Source organism: Bacillus sp. AFS077874, assembly GCF_002566505.1.
Taxonomy (GTDB): domain Bacteria; phylum Bacillota; class Bacilli; order Bacillales; family Bacillaceae_G; genus Gottfriedia.
The window spans coordinates 17,435-32,989 of the sequence record NZ_NUYF01000017.1 but is presented as its reverse complement, the minus strand read 5'-3'; the positions used below and the strand labels follow the sequence as shown (position 1 = coordinate 32,989).

16 protein-coding genes are annotated in these 15,555 nt (G+C 30.6%); 4 read left to right on the top strand and 12 right to left on the bottom strand.

Annotated elements, in window-relative coordinates; all coding sequences use genetic code 11:
* Positions 1-513 precede the first annotated feature (513 nt).
* The 3 genes from COJ46_RS17830 to COJ46_RS17820 form a co-directional block, all read right to left on the bottom strand.
* Positions 514-1,251, bottom strand: coding sequence for a hypothetical protein (locus COJ46_RS17830; RefSeq protein WP_097977060.1), 738 nt, complete (start codon positions 1,249-1,251; stop codon positions 514-516).
* A 307-nt stretch (positions 1,252-1,558) separates the two neighbouring features.
* Positions 1,559-2,080: a DUF4362 domain-containing protein gene (locus tag COJ46_RS17825; protein WP_098566156.1), complete on the bottom strand. Its 522-nt coding sequence runs from the start codon at positions 2,078-2,080 to the stop codon at positions 1,559-1,561.
* Between the two features lie 108 nt (positions 2,081-2,188).
* Positions 2,189-2,803, bottom strand: a complete 615-nt coding sequence (locus COJ46_RS17820; protein WP_097977057.1) for a protein kinase family protein — start codon at positions 2,801-2,803, stop codon at positions 2,189-2,191.
* A gap of 244 nt (positions 2,804-3,047) precedes the next feature.
* On the opposite strand from COJ46_RS17820, the gene COJ46_RS17815 reads away from it, so the two are divergent.
* The 4 genes from COJ46_RS17815 to COJ46_RS17800 all read left to right on the top strand — a co-directional run bounded on the left by COJ46_RS17815 (position 3,048) and on the right by COJ46_RS17800 (position 7,256).
* Positions 3,048-3,203 carry a XapX domain-containing protein gene (locus tag COJ46_RS17815; RefSeq protein WP_025671048.1) on the top strand — a complete coding sequence of 52 codons (156 nt, stop codon included), beginning with the start codon at positions 3,048-3,050 and terminating at the stop codon, positions 3,201-3,203.
* 100 nt (positions 3,204-3,303) lie between these two features.
* On the top strand, positions 3,304-4,482 hold the full coding sequence (locus COJ46_RS17810; RefSeq protein ID WP_097977055.1) for a NupC/NupG family nucleoside CNT transporter: 1,179 nt from the start codon (positions 3,304-3,306) through the stop codon (positions 4,480-4,482).
* A gap of 556 nt (positions 4,483-5,038) precedes the next feature.
* Positions 5,039-6,409 (top strand): glycosyltransferase family 2 protein, encoded by a 1,371-nt coding sequence (locus tag COJ46_RS17805; protein WP_097977053.1) that lies wholly within the window; start codon positions 5,039-5,041, stop codon positions 6,407-6,409.
* Positions 6,402-7,256, top strand: a complete 855-nt coding sequence (locus tag COJ46_RS17800; protein WP_097977051.1) for a polysaccharide deacetylase family protein — start codon at positions 6,402-6,404, stop codon at positions 7,254-7,256. Before COJ46_RS17805 ends, COJ46_RS17800 begins: the two co-directional genes overlap by 8 nt.
* 123 nt (positions 7,257-7,379) lie before the next feature.
* On the opposite strand, the gene COJ46_RS17795 is transcribed toward COJ46_RS17800, so the two are convergent.
* The 9 genes from COJ46_RS17795 to COJ46_RS17755 all read right to left on the bottom strand — a co-directional run bounded on the left by COJ46_RS17795 (position 7,380) and on the right by COJ46_RS17755 (position 15,471).
* Complete coding sequence (locus tag COJ46_RS17795; protein ID WP_097977050.1) at positions 7,380-8,243, bottom strand: COG4705 family protein; 864 nt, start codon at positions 8,241-8,243, stop codon at positions 7,380-7,382.
* Positions 8,244-8,473: 230 nt separating this feature from the next.
* The gene (locus tag COJ46_RS17790; protein WP_098566155.1) at positions 8,474-8,974 is read right to left on the bottom strand and encodes a GNAT family N-acetyltransferase; all 501 of its coding nucleotides are present in this window, start codon (positions 8,972-8,974) and stop codon (positions 8,474-8,476) included.
* Between the two features lie 303 nt (positions 8,975-9,277).
* On the bottom strand, positions 9,278-9,649 hold the full coding sequence (locus COJ46_RS17785; protein WP_097977046.1) for a VOC family protein: 372 nt from the start codon (positions 9,647-9,649) through the stop codon (positions 9,278-9,280).
* Positions 9,650-9,850: 201 nt separating this feature from the next.
* Complete coding sequence (locus tag COJ46_RS17780; protein WP_097977044.1) at positions 9,851-10,333, bottom strand: heme-degrading domain-containing protein; 483 nt, start codon at positions 10,331-10,333, stop codon at positions 9,851-9,853.
* A gap of 11 nt (positions 10,334-10,344) precedes the next feature.
* Positions 10,345-11,385: an oxidoreductase gene (locus COJ46_RS17775; protein ID WP_097977043.1), complete on the bottom strand. Its 1,041-nt coding sequence runs from the start codon at positions 11,383-11,385 to the stop codon at positions 10,345-10,347.
* Position 11,386: 1 nt separating this feature from the next.
* Complete coding sequence (locus tag COJ46_RS17770) at positions 11,387-12,160, bottom strand: DeoR/GlpR family DNA-binding transcription regulator (RefSeq protein ID WP_097977041.1); 774 nt, start codon at positions 12,158-12,160, stop codon at positions 11,387-11,389.
* Positions 12,161-12,348: 188 nt separating this feature from the next.
* Positions 12,349-12,759, bottom strand: coding sequence for a hypothetical protein (locus COJ46_RS17765; protein ID WP_097977039.1), 411 nt, complete (start codon positions 12,757-12,759; stop codon positions 12,349-12,351).
* Positions 12,760-13,509: 750 nt separating this feature from the next.
* On the bottom strand, positions 13,510-14,655 hold the full coding sequence (locus COJ46_RS17760) for an RtcB family protein (RefSeq protein ID WP_098566154.1): 1,146 nt from the start codon (positions 14,653-14,655) through the stop codon (positions 13,510-13,512).
* Between the two features lie 261 nt (positions 14,656-14,916).
* Positions 14,917-15,471, bottom strand: a complete 555-nt coding sequence (locus COJ46_RS17755; protein ID WP_097977036.1) for a histidine phosphatase family protein — start codon at positions 15,469-15,471, stop codon at positions 14,917-14,919.
* Positions 15,472-15,555: the final 84 nt, after the last annotated feature.

Genomic DNA, 15,555 nt, shown 5'->3' with positions numbered 1-15,555 from the left:
GCTTTCCATGGGGCGAGAGCTGAGCCTCCTCGGCGAGCCTGCGGGGTCTCAGCCTTCCCGCTTATACCATAGGAGTCGAGCATCCCTCCATTCCAATCAACTTATTCTTAAAAACAAGTCTACACTAAAAACCTAATCAATTATCCTTTACTTAGAGTAAAGAAACGCTTCTAATTAATCAGTAGTTTGCATGTCAATTAAAACCGAACATTAATTTATAACTATTCAATTGAACTTGTTTATCTAAAAAATAGACCATAATTATTTTTAACTTGTGAAAAAAACAATTATTGATACTTATTAATAAAATTGCTCAAAGATATAAACAATTAAAATCCATTTATAGATCATCCAAAATTGATAATTTAATCAGCAATAATGTTCACTTATTTTTCTTTTTCCTATTGACTATTTTATATTGCAATACAAAAAAGCTAACTGAACTAGTTAGCTTTTTTTGAATTAGCTTGATCCAATATAAATTAATTTGAAACTTTTATTCTTGATCTTGATTTAAATCTCAGCAACCTTTGAAGGGTTATTTAGTTTATATTTAACTTCTTTGTTTAATTTCTTATCTACTACTTTTCCATCAAATTGATAAGATTTACCTACCTCTAATTCAGCTGCTTTTAAAGTTTTACTCAACGAACACCAAGCATTTCCAATTACTAAATCCTGATCTCCTTTGACAGCTATGTTTTCCCAAATTACGATTTCTTCTTCGCTATCATTGAAATGATTATATTTTGTACTAAATTCTTTAACGGTGCCGTTAAAATGTGATTTATCAGTTGGTAAAGTAATTGAAACTACCTCTTTCTTTTCTACTTTTTTCTTTGTAGTAGCTTTAGAATTACTTTCTTTCGACTTTGTTTCTGATTCTGTTTTCTTCTCTTCACTGTTCTTCGTATCACTTTCACCAACAGTGTATACTTTCTTAAAGCTTGGAGATTGCATTTCTTTTAAATAAGCAGGATGAATACATGTTAAATTGCCATCTTCAAATTCAATAATAATTGTATGATACTCATCCGTAACTCCATAAGTTTCATAACCAACAAGCTTTACATTTACTTGAAAGTCTTGCCCTTTGAATAAAAAATCATGTTTTGGATTTTTATTAAATAAACCCCAAGATCGTCCTTTTTCTAAATAATCCTCATCAGACAAAAATTTTGTAAATTCTCCTTTTGGAGGTATGTATTTTATTAACTCAGTTTTTTTATTTTGAACTATATTTTCTGTCATTTTATTTACTCCTTTGGTGAATCCTTTTTATTTCCAGATTTTAGTAGTAGTTTTATTCGTTATATGTAGAAATTATAGTTTAGTTTGGAACTTTTTGTCCATCTTATCGTTAAAAGAAATATTTTTAGGAAAATATTACAGTACGTGAAATTTTACATTTGAATAGTTTTTGATTAAGTTTTATTAAGAATAGTGAATTTTAAGTTCTAAATTTGTTTTGCATATAAATTACGGTGAGTGAAATTTTTTTACTCTCATTTAACTAAAATACAAAAAACGCCGATTTTTTAACCGACGTTTTTAAAGATTAAAATTCCACCTTATCAAAATGATAACAATTTGTTAAATATGACGAATTTGAATTTACGACTAGCTTTTGGCAATAGTCTTCTAATACTTTTGGTCCTGTAACAAATTTACTCATTGCAAATGTACCTTTTCGATATCGGTCTGTTCGATCCCTTGAACTATCAAATCGATAATAAATTAATTTTCCATTATATTGATATTCTGTAATGACTGGATCACCTTTTGAAGTAAATTCAACAAATCGAATAAAGTCAGGCTTCTTATTTTTTACGTTATTAATAAATTTTTGAATTCGTTCATTATGGTTAGTAGTTCTTCCTATTATTAATATATCTCCATTTTTTAGCGCATCTTCTTTACTATAGGATGCCGGGATTTTGTTAGTTGCTTTTTCTCCGTAATTCTCGATTTCTTTTTTTAACATTTCTTTCGTAAATACACTAGCCTCTGCCACCATGAAATGATTGAAGGAAAAACCAAGAAAGATTAAAAGCATAAACGTTACGATTGATTTATACATTTTGCCCTCCAATAATACTATTAATAATATTGGTTAGTTTTTCCATTCCATTCTAACTTATACAATTGAGAAAAAAATCCACCTTTGCTAAGAAAGATGGATTTTTATTTAGGAAGAGTAAGAGCTATATGAACTTGAATGTCTACGATGGTGGCGTACGGACGATGAGGAGTGCCTGTAATGATGCCTTGAGGATGAGTGATCATGACGTCTTTTATGTTTTCGGTTACGTCGATGGGAACTTCCAAATAAAGATTTAAAAAAGCCTAGCTGGAGAGTTTCTTCTTCAAGAGAAAATCGACCGACGTCAACAATTCGAACTTCTCCATCATTTGATAACATTAAATTATGATTATGTAAGTCAAATGCATTTAAACCTGCATTTTGAGCATGAAAGATAGCTTGATTAATCTCTGTTTCATATTGTTTACGTAAATTTTTACTGTGTCCATCTAATTGATAAAAAGTTTCACCAAAAATTCGATCACTTACCATAAAATCATTCGTATATGCATGGACTTTAGGATAGTATATACTTCGTTCGAGAAGGTGAAGTTTCATTCCGTCATCTCGACTTTTGCCATCTTCCTTAAATACTTTTATTACATAATTATCTCTAGTATAAACATCTCCATCTTTTCCGCTTGCTAAGTATTCAAAATGATCTGCATGTTCACCATATAAAGTAAAATCATGAATTTCTTGCAACAGTGATTGTTTCATTCATAAGCCCCTTTCAACTTGAAAATATTCTAAGTGATCAAGATTAAAATTTTCTTTACAAATATATTCTTTAAAAACATTCTTTTTACCTACCAGCCATTTGATTTACAAAAAAAGTTTTTCTTTATCGGAGTAATTTGTATTAGTTACGATTTTTGGGGATAATACCCTATTAACAGAGAAGATTGGCTATCAGTATCAATCGAAATACTAAACAGTGTTGTACAAAAAGGAGTTAGTAAATATGCATGAAATAATTATGAGCTTAATCGCAGGTTTAATTGTTGGAGTTGTATTTACTCTCATTAAATTACCAATTCCGGCACCACCTGTATTTTCAGCAATTTGTGGAATTATAGGTGTGTGGGGTGGGATGAAATTAGTTCAGCTATTTATATAAAAACACCTTACTTTATTAAATGATATTTTTATATTGATTGGAAACAATAAGATTGCAAATTAGAAATTATTTTACGATTATGTAGTTTGGAGGAAAATAAATGTCATATATTATCGCAATCATTGGCATTATCTTGATACTTATTATTTGTTGGCTAATGTCTAATGATAAAAAGCACATTAACTATAAAGCTGTTGCAATTATGTTAGTGGTTCAATTGATTTTAGCTTGGTTTATGCTAAAAACCTCAATTGGAAGAACAGTTTTACAAAAGATCGTCTCTTTCTTTAATAAAGTTTTATCATTTGGTAACGAAGGTATTGCATTTGTATTCGGCGATTTATCGACAAAGGGTTATTTCTGGATTAATGTGTTAATGATGATCATATTCGTATCTTCATTATTATCAATTTTGACTTACACAAGAATACTACCTTTAGCAATTAAATATATCGGTGGTGCAGTTGCAAAAATTACAGGATTACCAAAGATTGAGTCATTCGTTGCTGTAAATAGTATGGTATTCGGTGATACAACAGCAATTCTTTCTGTTAAAACTGAATTACATAAACTAACACCGAACCGATTATTTGTTGTCGTTACATCTTCGTTAGTAGCGGTATCTTGTTCGATCTTAGGTGCATATATGCAAATGATTCCCCCTGAATATGTACTTGTTGCACTGCCGATCAACGTGTTCTCTGGTTTAATTCTTTCTTCAATGGCATGTCCTGTTACATCAGAACAAGATGAAGATATTAATGTCAAAGAAATGATTAAAGAAAAGTCATTATTTGAAGCCATCGGTAACGGTGCACTTGATGGTGGTAAAGTTGCCTTAATTGTAGGTGCAATGTTAATAACCTACATTGGTTTACTTGCAATGATTAATTTCGTATTCAATTCGATTATCGGTATGACATTTACTGAAATTTTAGGATATGTTTTTGCACCTGTTGCTTTCATCATGGGTATCCCAACAGATGAATTAGTACGATCAGGATCAATTATGGGTACAAAAGTTGCTGCAAATGAGTTTGTTGCAATGCTTGATTTCCAAAAAATCATTCCTAATTTAACAACAAAAACTGTGGCAATCGTGTCATCATTCTTAGTATCATTTGCTAACTTTTCATCAATTGGAATTATTTATGGAGCAATCGCTGCAATTGATAAAAAACAATCAGAGCTTTTTGCTAAATTTGGTTTAAAAGTATTATTAGTTGCTACGCTAGGTTCAGTTTTAACTGGAACGATTGTAGGATTATTTGTTAGATAATACTTTAATTCATTTAAAATAACGAATATCAAAACAGCTGAAACTTATTAAGTTTTCGGCTGTTTTGTTTTATATTTATCTTTATCAACTTCATGAATTTTTTTTACAACTAATTCTCCTTCAATCCATTGATCACAACAATGAGTATAGATTAGGCTATTGTTTTTCTAAATGATATATGTTTTTTGTCATTACACTTCAAGGAAATACAAACTATTTCACCTCAAAATTAATAATCTCCTCTATATTTTAGTGCTTTTTTTAATTAATATCTTTAGTACTTTGCACTTCTTTTTCTATCTCAACAATTAACTTTATTTTATTAAAAATAAAATACGGTACGTGAAATTACCACGAATTTCAAAAACATTTTAATATTTGTATTGTTAGTATTCATTTTGAAATAAATTGTTCAAAGAATAACATATAAAACAAACCAAAATCTCGTTAAAATAATCAAAGTAGAAATCTAATTTTGTTATGACTGATTTAATATGATCTTTCATACTCACATATTGAAATTAAGTAACAATACAAGTTTTAAGGAGATTTAATTATGCAATTTGTTACAATACTCACCCTATTCTTATGTACCTTTTTCCCTATCTTACATATGATTAATTCGCTTCCAATCTTTTATAATCGTAGGAAACGAAAACAAAACCTAATACGTACTAATAAAAGCATCAGCATACTCATACCATGCTTTAACGAAGAAAGCATTATTGAAACAGCTATTAAAGGTATTAATAGATTAGATTACTCAGCAAAAGAAGTTATATATATTAACGATGGCTCTCAAGATGAAACCATAAAAATTTTACATAAACTTCTTCGTCTAACACCGGAAGAGCGAAAAATATCAAATCAGTTAAAGAGTAATAAAATCAAAAACTTCTATAAATCGACTATTTACCCAAATGTTTACGTAATAGACAAAGTAAATGGTGGAAAACATGACGCCTTAAACGCTGGAATCGAATACTCTAAAAATGAATTAGTCGTAACTTTAGATGCAGATAGTATTCTTGCAAACGACGCATTGGATGTCCTGAATGAAGTTTTCCAAGATCCTGATGTATTAGCAGCAGGTGGAATGGTGCACCCCCTTCAAGGTGTTCAATTTAATCAAAATAATATCGATCGTACTTTAAAAGTAAACCATGTCATTCGATTTCAAATCTTTGAATTCATAAAAGGATTCTATATTAATAGAGTTTCTCTTGCGAAATTCGATGCACTCTCCGTTATTTCCGGAGCATTCGGAGTTTTTAATAGAGAAATTTTATTTAAAGTTGGTGGATATAGAAAGACTTTAGGAGAAGATATCGACATTACATTAAAATTTCAACAATACATTTTAAAAAATCCTGGTAAAAGAATGGTTTTTGTCCCCAATGCTGTATGTTATACAGAGTGTCCAGAAACCTGGAAGGATTTATTTAAACAAAGGATTCGTTGGCAAAAGGCATTTATTGATTGTGTCATTTATTATTTTCCAATGCTTATAAAGACCTTTTTATTTCGCACTGTTTCTTTCTTTATGTTAATCGATTCTTTTATTTTAGGTACAGTTGCTATTTATTTTACGCTTTTTAATTTTGGCTATATGTTGTTTACAAATATAGGACATGCTCAAAATCTACTATTATTCTATCTGATTGGTGTTGTATCTTTAAATTTTATTTATAGTCTATTTGCTATGTATTTGGCCAATTATTATGGCGTTAAATTTAAAGGCAAAGAAATGATCAGATTGACGGTTACAATTATTTTAGACTTATTTGTCTATCGTTTTGTAACATTATTTTTTGTACTATATGGAACTATTTCCTATTTTATAAACCGTAATGATTGGAACAAAGTTTCACGATCTGGGAGAATTTATGAATTAGAAAAGGATAAAGGAATGAAGAACGTTGGATAAAAAACTTGTTATCGTATATGCTGTTCTAATTTCATCATTTTTGATAGCATATCCATTTATGAAAAGTAGTGCATCTTATTTGTCACAACCAAAACCACAAAATAATTTGCTGCAAACTACTAATTGTAAAAATTTGCAAAGTAAAGTGCAAACACCAAAAGAAATTCAAAAAAACCAAAATAAAGCTAACATTATTTTTACAATGGATGATGGATGGGAAACGCAATTTACGAAAGGTTTTCAAATCTTAAAAGATAATGAAATTAAAGGAAGTATTGCTGTTATTCCTTCGAAAATAGGTACTAAAGGATACATGTCATTACGTCAATTAAATACGTTATATCGTTCTGGTTGGGATTTGATGAATCATACAAATACCCATCGACATTTAGCAAGTTTAAATAAACAAGAGCAAAAGAGTGAATTAAACGATGCACGGGAATGGCTTGATCAACACTGTTTTACAAGAGCAAGTAATATCGCTGTTTATCCATATGGATCTTTTAATCAAGATACTTTGAAAACCTTGCAGGACGAACATTATCGAAGTGCTCGTACCATAAAAGATGGAATACAAACAAACAATATCAAAAAATATGAAGTTCGTACGATTAATTTACTTCCTAGTACCGACATTTCATGGGTTAAAGATCAAATTGACTTAGCAATTAAGACGAAACAATCAATTGTATTTACTAACCATCGATTTGAAAAAAAAGCTGATAAAGCTCAAATGAATTTTGATCCAAAAAAGTATAAAACGATTGTGAATTATGTAGTAAGTAAAAAAGATGAATTAAACATTTTGACATATTCTGAATGGCTAGATTTAAAAGAGATTAATTAACATTATAAATATTAATTTAAGCTGCTTTGGCAGCTTTTTTTCTTCCAAAAAAAGTAATAAGGAGAGTGAGTGATAAGTATCTTACTTACCTCCCACTCTCCTTTTATATAAACCTTAAATAAATTAAATTACTTGAATATCAGATTCATTTATTTCAGATTTATTTAATTTTGATTTATTTGTTACAAACTGAATGATTATACAGACAATAAGAACACCTAATAAAATAGCAGATGCGATTTGTGTACCGTTCTCTAATCCTAACCCGCCTTTTTCTTGAGGTTTAATGAGGAAATCTCCAAATGTTGCTCCGAATGGTCGTGTGAGTACGAACGCTAGCCAAAATAAAAATACTCTATTTAAATTTGTAAACCAGTATGCTAAAAGAATTAATAAAATTAGACCACCTGTAATCATTGCCCCTTGAGCAATAGTTAGTCCTAATCCTTGTTCTAGGTAACTGCCTCCACTTGCTAATGTACCTACTCCTTCAGATTTATGAGATAAAAAATCACCTGCTGCAGTCCCTAATGTATTAGAAACAAGAATAGCAACCCAATATAAAACCTCTACTCTTTTAGTCGCAATATTTTTCACGTTTAACGTTGGCTCTGTAAAATACCAAAAAATAAAAATGATAGAAAGTAAACTTATTAGAATTAGTGAGCCTTTCATATAACCTAACCCTAATGAACGATCCATATAATCTGAAAACGCTGTACCTGCAAGACTAGTAGATAGAATAACAGTCCAATAGACGGTTGATACATATCTTTTTACAAACAATTGAATCGTTAAAAAGACAGCGAATACACCTACAAAAAACAGAAAAGGAGTTAAATAATTATCTTCTGTTCCAGGTACAGTAACTAAATCACTACCTGTTTCTCCTAGGGTTGTTGCAGAAATCTTCATGATCCAAAATAACAATGTCAATTGTGGTATTTTACTAACTGACGACTTTAAAACTTCTTTTGCAGTTGACATTAAAATATCATTCCCTATCATATGTAATTTAAATACAATTTATAATCCCATACAATTATGAAAGGAAAATGAAAATGGTAATTTTTTGAAAAAATTTTCCCTGTTTTTTTAAAATTATCCTTTACGTAATTTTAAAATTATTAATAGATTTTTACTGATTTTCAAAAAAATAATTCAAAGCCCATCCAGCAATTCCACCAACAATTTCCAAAACTTTTAAGGCCAATCCATTATAATATTTTAGCCATAATATATTCATCAAAGCTTTTACCATCTATTATCAAGGAATTTATTTTTGTTCCTTCGATTTGATAACCCATTTTTTTATATAAACCTACTGCTGCTTCATTCTGTTTTACAACAGTTAATTCTAATCTGAATATACTATGATTAATTGCCCATTCTTCTAATGCTTGAAATAATTTTGTCCCAATTCCCTTACCTGTAAATTCCTCTATAATTCCAATGACAAGATAGACGGAATGTTTTTTCCTTTTTGCGGTACTTCCAATTGCAAACGCAAAACCGACTAACTTGCCAGAAGTTTCTTCCGCAACAAATATTGTAGAATTTGGGGATTTTTCAATCACTTCTATCTGTTTAAGTTGTTTTTCAGTTGTTATATTCCTCACCCCTGCTCCATAAAGCATGAAATCTGACTGATTTTCAACTTCTGAAATTAGTTTTGCTAAACTTTCTGCATCCTCTACTTTGATTTCTCTAATTTTCACTATTTATCCACCTTATGTATTGATTTTTACTCATAATTAAATTGGTTTGTACGAATTGTTCTTTAAATATTCGAGGTGAAGTTATTGAATCCCTTTATTTCAAAGAACTGAAACCATACCAAATAGTGTAGATCGTGACTCATTTAAAAAAGGAGCCGAAATTGTGATCCTTTGAAATTGGCGTTGTTAAATGGTATTGTTGTTTTTCAGGCAAAAAATATGGGAACGTCTGATTTGGACGTTCCCGATCTTATTTCGCTAAATCGCCTGTTAATGAAATAAGGTAATTTATTTAATATAAACTTACCAGTGTACTTGAAGTTTATTACCATTTGGGTCATAAAAGTGGAAAAAGGCGTGACCATTATCTACTTTTATATCCTCGACCTTAACTTGATGATCAATTAAGTGTTGATGAAATTTAGATAATTCTGGACTTGTAAAGCCAATACTAAATTCTTGTTTATTATCAATTGTAAAATGTGCAAAGGTTTCATCTACTGTAGGAACTAAGATAAGTAAGAAAGGTCCTTCATTTACTTTTAAAATCGCTAGTTCCTCAGTATTGTTTAATAACTGGAGCCCTAATACATCTCTATACCATTGAGCAGAAAGTTCTAAATCATTTACAGGAATTCTTATATAATGTACTTGTTCAATAAATGATTTACTCATAGCTTTCTCTCCTTTATGTAATATGATATATCAAACAATTCCCTTTTTATCTACTATTTTCCTTCCGATAATTGAATTAACCTGCCTTTGATTTGATAAATTTTATCCACTAATACTATTAAAACTCACTCGCTCCCAGTTATTTTTACAACCGTTCGAGTAAATCAAATAACAACATTATTCATTAACTAATCCTTAAAATTAAATCCTTTTATTTAGGAATTTGGCTAATGCTTCCACAATCAAATTATGATCATCCTCTTGAGCTAAGCCTGAAACAGTAATGACACCAATTACGCCTGATCCTTCAATTTTAATCGGAAATGCCCCACCATGGGCAGCAAACTCAGACGGACTGGCCGAGTAAAATTCATTATAGGATCTATTTTTCATCTCATTGTAAAGTCTCATATAATAAGAGCTGCAATGATGACGAAGAACAATATTAGATTTTCGCTTGATCCATAGATCTTGGTCTGGTGATGTATGATCCATTGCATAATGGAAAATACTTTGACCGTTTTTTAAAATATTTATCGCAACTGGTTTATCCAACTCTTTAGCTGCTTCAATAATTAATAAACCAATTTCTAAAGCATCTTTATTTGAAAAGCTATTAAAGATTAGCTTTTCTTCTTGATTCCTTACCACTTCAAGTTTTTGTTGAATAGTTATTTCTTCCATACAGCCTCCAATTATAAATAGATCACTTTCTTTTCTTTACTACTTTTCAGTGCTGCTTCAATGATTTTAATAACAGATAACCCTTCTATACCTGTAACGGGAGCATTTGAACCATTTAGAATACTTTCAGCAATTTTCTTGTAATATGTTGTATACGAACCTGGAATTGTTTCAATCGTTTCTTCTATTTCTTTTTCGCCGTCAACAGTATAGAGCTTTCCATAGAATTGTGGTTCATCCATTCCCCATGTTTGTACAGTAGGCTTTTTACCTTCTTTTAGTGCAGCTTCTTGTCCATCTAATCCATACTTTATAAAGCTCCCTTTGTTTCCATGAACTTGAAAGCGTGGTCCGTTACTTGGGATGATGGAACCAGAATGTAAGATTACACGTAGTTTGTTATATCCTAAAATGATATGGAAATAATCATCTGTTTCTGCATTTTCTCTTTGTGCAAACACATCCGCTGAGATGAATTGAGGTTGTCCAAAAAGGCTTAAAGCTTGATCAATTAAATGCGAACCTAAATCATATAACATACCAGAACCAGGACCTTGCTTTTCTCTCCATCGATTTCTTACTTCTGGTCTATATCGGTCAAAATGAACTTGATATGTATTGATTTCTCCTAATACACCTTCATTTATTAATTTTTTAACTGTTAAAAAGTCATTATCCCATCTTCTATTATGATAAACGCTTAGTACTCGATTCTTTTCTTCAGCAATCTTGATTAACTCTTCTGCTTCCCATGTTTCCACGACCATCGGTTTTTCTAAAATGACATGTTTACCAGCTTCTAAACTTTGTTTTGCCATTTCATAATGCATACCACTTGGCGTAGTAATGACAACTAAGTCAATTAATTCATCTTTTAGTACTTCATCTAAACTACATACTACTTCTACATCTCCTAAATCTCCTTGGACATCTTCCTTTTTTGAACTAACAACTTTTGTTAATTCAAATTCTTCTAGAACACTAATAAATGGTGCATGGAACGTAGCTCCTGAAAAACCATATCCAACTAAACCAACTTTAATTTTTTTCATCTTAAACCCTCTCACTTTCCTCTTCTTCTAAACTAATTAAATGAATATTGTACTCGATTATTTTTCTTTTAAATTCTTCATCTGGGTCTTTGTCTGTAATAATGATGTCGATCCCCTTAATATCACTTACCTTGTGCAGAAATACTTTTTCAAACTTTGTATGATCTGCTAATAAAACTACTTGTTTTGCACAACTGATCATTTTTTTCTTTAAAAACGCTTCCTCCTCATCAGGTGAAGTTATTCCGTCTGCGCTAATTCCACAAGCACCTAGAAATAGCTGATCAACTTTGTAGTCATTTAAAGTTTCAATTGTCCTAGGGCCAACTAAATTTCTATTTTTTCGATTAAATTTCCCTGGTAGCATAAAGGTTTGAATTTCTTCATACTCACCTAATAAATCAACTATATCAATTGAATTTGTAATCACATTAACTTGTTTGCCTGACATAAATTTTGACATGAGTGCACAAGTTGAGGATGTATCCATCAATAAATCACTAGTTTCGCGAATAAGTAATGATGCTCTTTGCGCAATTTTCTCCTTGCCTTCAGTGGCATTTCGTTCTTTATAATCGGTTAAATTTCGATTAGAAGTTGGAAGTGTTGCCCCACCTTTAATTCGGATAATTTCCCCGCGTTCTTCAAGTTTGACGAGATCTCTTCTTGCTGTATCCTTTGAAACGCTAAGCATATTACATATTTCTTCTAAAGTAATCTCATTATTTGAAGCCAAATACTTTATTATCAAAGCTAATCTTTGTTCTTGATACATCGTTTAGAGCCCCTTTATCTATTCCCTTAAGATTGAATTCTAAAGCTATTATATATAATTAATTTAATGATTACCACAAAAAACTTAAAAAACTTAATTTAATTACGTTATTTAAGTTCACTTAATGATTATATGTAACAAAAAGTAAAAAAAGACGGTATTAAACTTTACCGTCTTTAAAACCTGTTTTATAAAAATTTAATTTGGTGGAATATATGATTTTTTCCATTCCATTCGATTATAAATTCTTCAATCCCTAAAACTGCAGTTTCTGGTTTTGATACTTGATGATCAATCCATTTCTTAAGTTTAGGTAATACATCATTATGAAATTGAGATTTCGCCTTCTCTGGATATATAGTTTGGGAGATTGGATAGAAATAAATTCGAATATCCTTGTCTCTATTACAAGTAACAGAAGCTACAACAGTACCGCTGATTTGTGGTGGTCTTGCACAACGATTATCAAATTCAAACTTTCTTGTTAGGCCAAATATAACACTAGCCTCTTCTTTACTAGGAAGATTCAACTTTATTTGTTTTCTATTTGCAGCATATGTTTCAATTTTATTAAGATTTCTAAAAAAAACGATCTTCAATTTTGCACCTCCTAATAATAACCACAACAAATATAATTTCTACTTCATTTAATTTATGCCCCTACTAATAATCATATTGACCTACTTGGAAATAATCACAATAAAAAATATCGACAAAAATGTGGATTTATGTTCAAAACTAGTAAACTATTTGAGTAATGATTGGAATTAAGTCAGTGAACCACTCCCACCACTTAGCTAACCCTTGAAGTGGGGGCTTCTCGATTTCGTGACGAAAGCAACCTTTCATCTCCACGAGCGTTACTTCCCACAGTTCCTGCGGTAGATGTCCAACGAATGGAGGTTCTTTCGTTACCTTAGTTATTTTACGAGTAGAAGGGTGTCGGGCTTGGTTTTCGCACTATGTCATATTTGTCCACTCAATCTTATATAGCTACTGATCAACATATAACCATATGTTTTTCGATCGTCAAAAGGCAATTCATCTCCCACCTACCGTTGGGCTAAAGTCCTTCACACGCTTGAGGAAGGAGACTTATATTCAAAGGAGAAGTACTAAATCCCTTTAATATTTTATCCACTTATCTGATTGACTCAACTAATCTCCAAAGAAAATTTCCAACTAACAACGACAATCCAAGATACAGTACAAAAATGAGAAGTACTACTAAGAACCGTTTTAACTTATTCAACATAGTATTCCCCCATTTTGTAAAAGAATAGGTGTCAAAATAAGTAGATTTATATAATTTTATACTGATAATGAGGAGAAAGAACTTAAAATATAAATTAAAATAACCTCTCATAATAGAGAGGTGATTTATCAGCTTTAAGATTATAAACCGGTTTCATGAAGAAATCGATCTCAATCTGTTCAGTAATATTTTCTAATATTAATTTAGGCTTTTTATATACCATTGGTGATTCATCGACTGTATGTTTGTTAACAGAGGTTGTATATACGCCCTTCATTGCTTTTTGATAAACATCTAAGTCGACTTTATAAGCAGCGTCTGTTCGACTCATAATTCGTCCTGCCCCGTGTGGTGCTGAATAATTGTACTCACTTGAACTTTTACCTTTTCCTACAACACATCCATATGCCATATTAAACGGGATGATTATTTCTTCACCCTTACTAGCTGATATTGCGCCTTTTCTTAGAATATTGTTTTGAAGGTCGATATAATTATGTACCGATTCAATTTTTTTAATTGAATCAAAATCGAGTTTAAAATATTTTTCAATGATGATTTTAGCAATTGTTTCTCTATTTAACGAAGCGAAATGTTGAGCAATTGATAGATCTCTTAAATATGCATCCTTGTCTTCCTGTTTTGATAAATATTCGAATCCTTTGTAATTTTCACCGAATAATTGTTTCATATTTTCTTTAGCGACATTCATATGATGTTTTGCAATTTCAAATCCGAAATTTCTTGAACCTGTATGGATTACAAGCCAAAAATGATTATTCTCATCTTTATCAATTTCGATAAAATGATTTCCAGAACCTAGTGTTGCAATACTATTCATTACATACATATAGTTCAGATTAAGTCTCTCGATCGATTCTGCAATTTCTACCGGTTCAATCACCGGTTCCTCATGAATATTTGAACCTATCGGGATATTTTTTCGGATGAACTTATCAAGTTTTTCACTCTTTATTGATTTCATACGCCCTAGATGGTATGCACTAACTCCACATCCAATATCTACACCGACGATCGAAGGAATAATAAAATCATTCAACGTCATCGTAAAACCTACCATGACGCCTCCACTAGATATATGACAATCTGGCATGACAACAATGTTTGAATTTGCAAAGCATTCAGTATCCAAAATTGTTTTTAATCGTGTAATGACATTTGTATCAACATAATCAAGTAGTATTTTTCCATTATTGTGTTTTCCATTGAATTCTAACATGAGTGATCCTCACTTGTGTTTTTCTAAAACTGCTTTTAAAAAAGTCACGTCCAATAACCATTTAGTGGAAATAACTTAGAAATATTATATCATCTCTCATTCTACGATTCTTTAATTTCCTGAAAAATAAAGAATGATAGATATCTTTCACCCTATCAATTACAGCAATTTTTAGAAGAATACTAAATAGAAATATCGAGTATAAAACTACTTCTTTCCTTCTTTACAATCAGTTATCACTAATCAAGTATTAGACTAACATTAATTCCATATTCTTTTTACTTCAACTAATGATTCGCCTTCAAAGGTTAATTTATAAATATCCGGCATAGCAAGTTCATTCCAAAAATTGAAATCATATTTTTGATCAAAGTAATTCATAATTAGTACCATCAAATTACCATGCGTACCAATAACAATATTTTTACCGGAATAAATTTTTAATAGTTTAGTAATAGCTTCTATTCCTCTTTTTTGGGCTGTATAATTTGACTCTCCACCATTCAACGATTGATTAAAGTCCATCCAAACTTCTCTTATTACTTTTTCAAAATCCTCAACAGGCTCTAGTGATAGGAGTCGCTCTTTAAAATTTTCTTCTATTTTAATTTCTAAATTTAATGATTTGGCTATCACTTCAACGGTTTGAATTGCACGTTTATATGGACTTGAAATTACGTAGTCGATCTTTTCTTTTAATAGTAGTTTAGTAACAATAATTGCATCAGTAAATCCTCTTTTAGATAAAGGTCGACCCAATTCATCAGGAGTATAAGTTGAATGCGCATGTCTTACTAAGTATAAGTTCGTTATCATTTGGCACAACTCCTTAAATATCAACTTCATAGTTATATAACTTCGATTTATTAAAAGAATACATTTAAATAATTTTACTTAAAC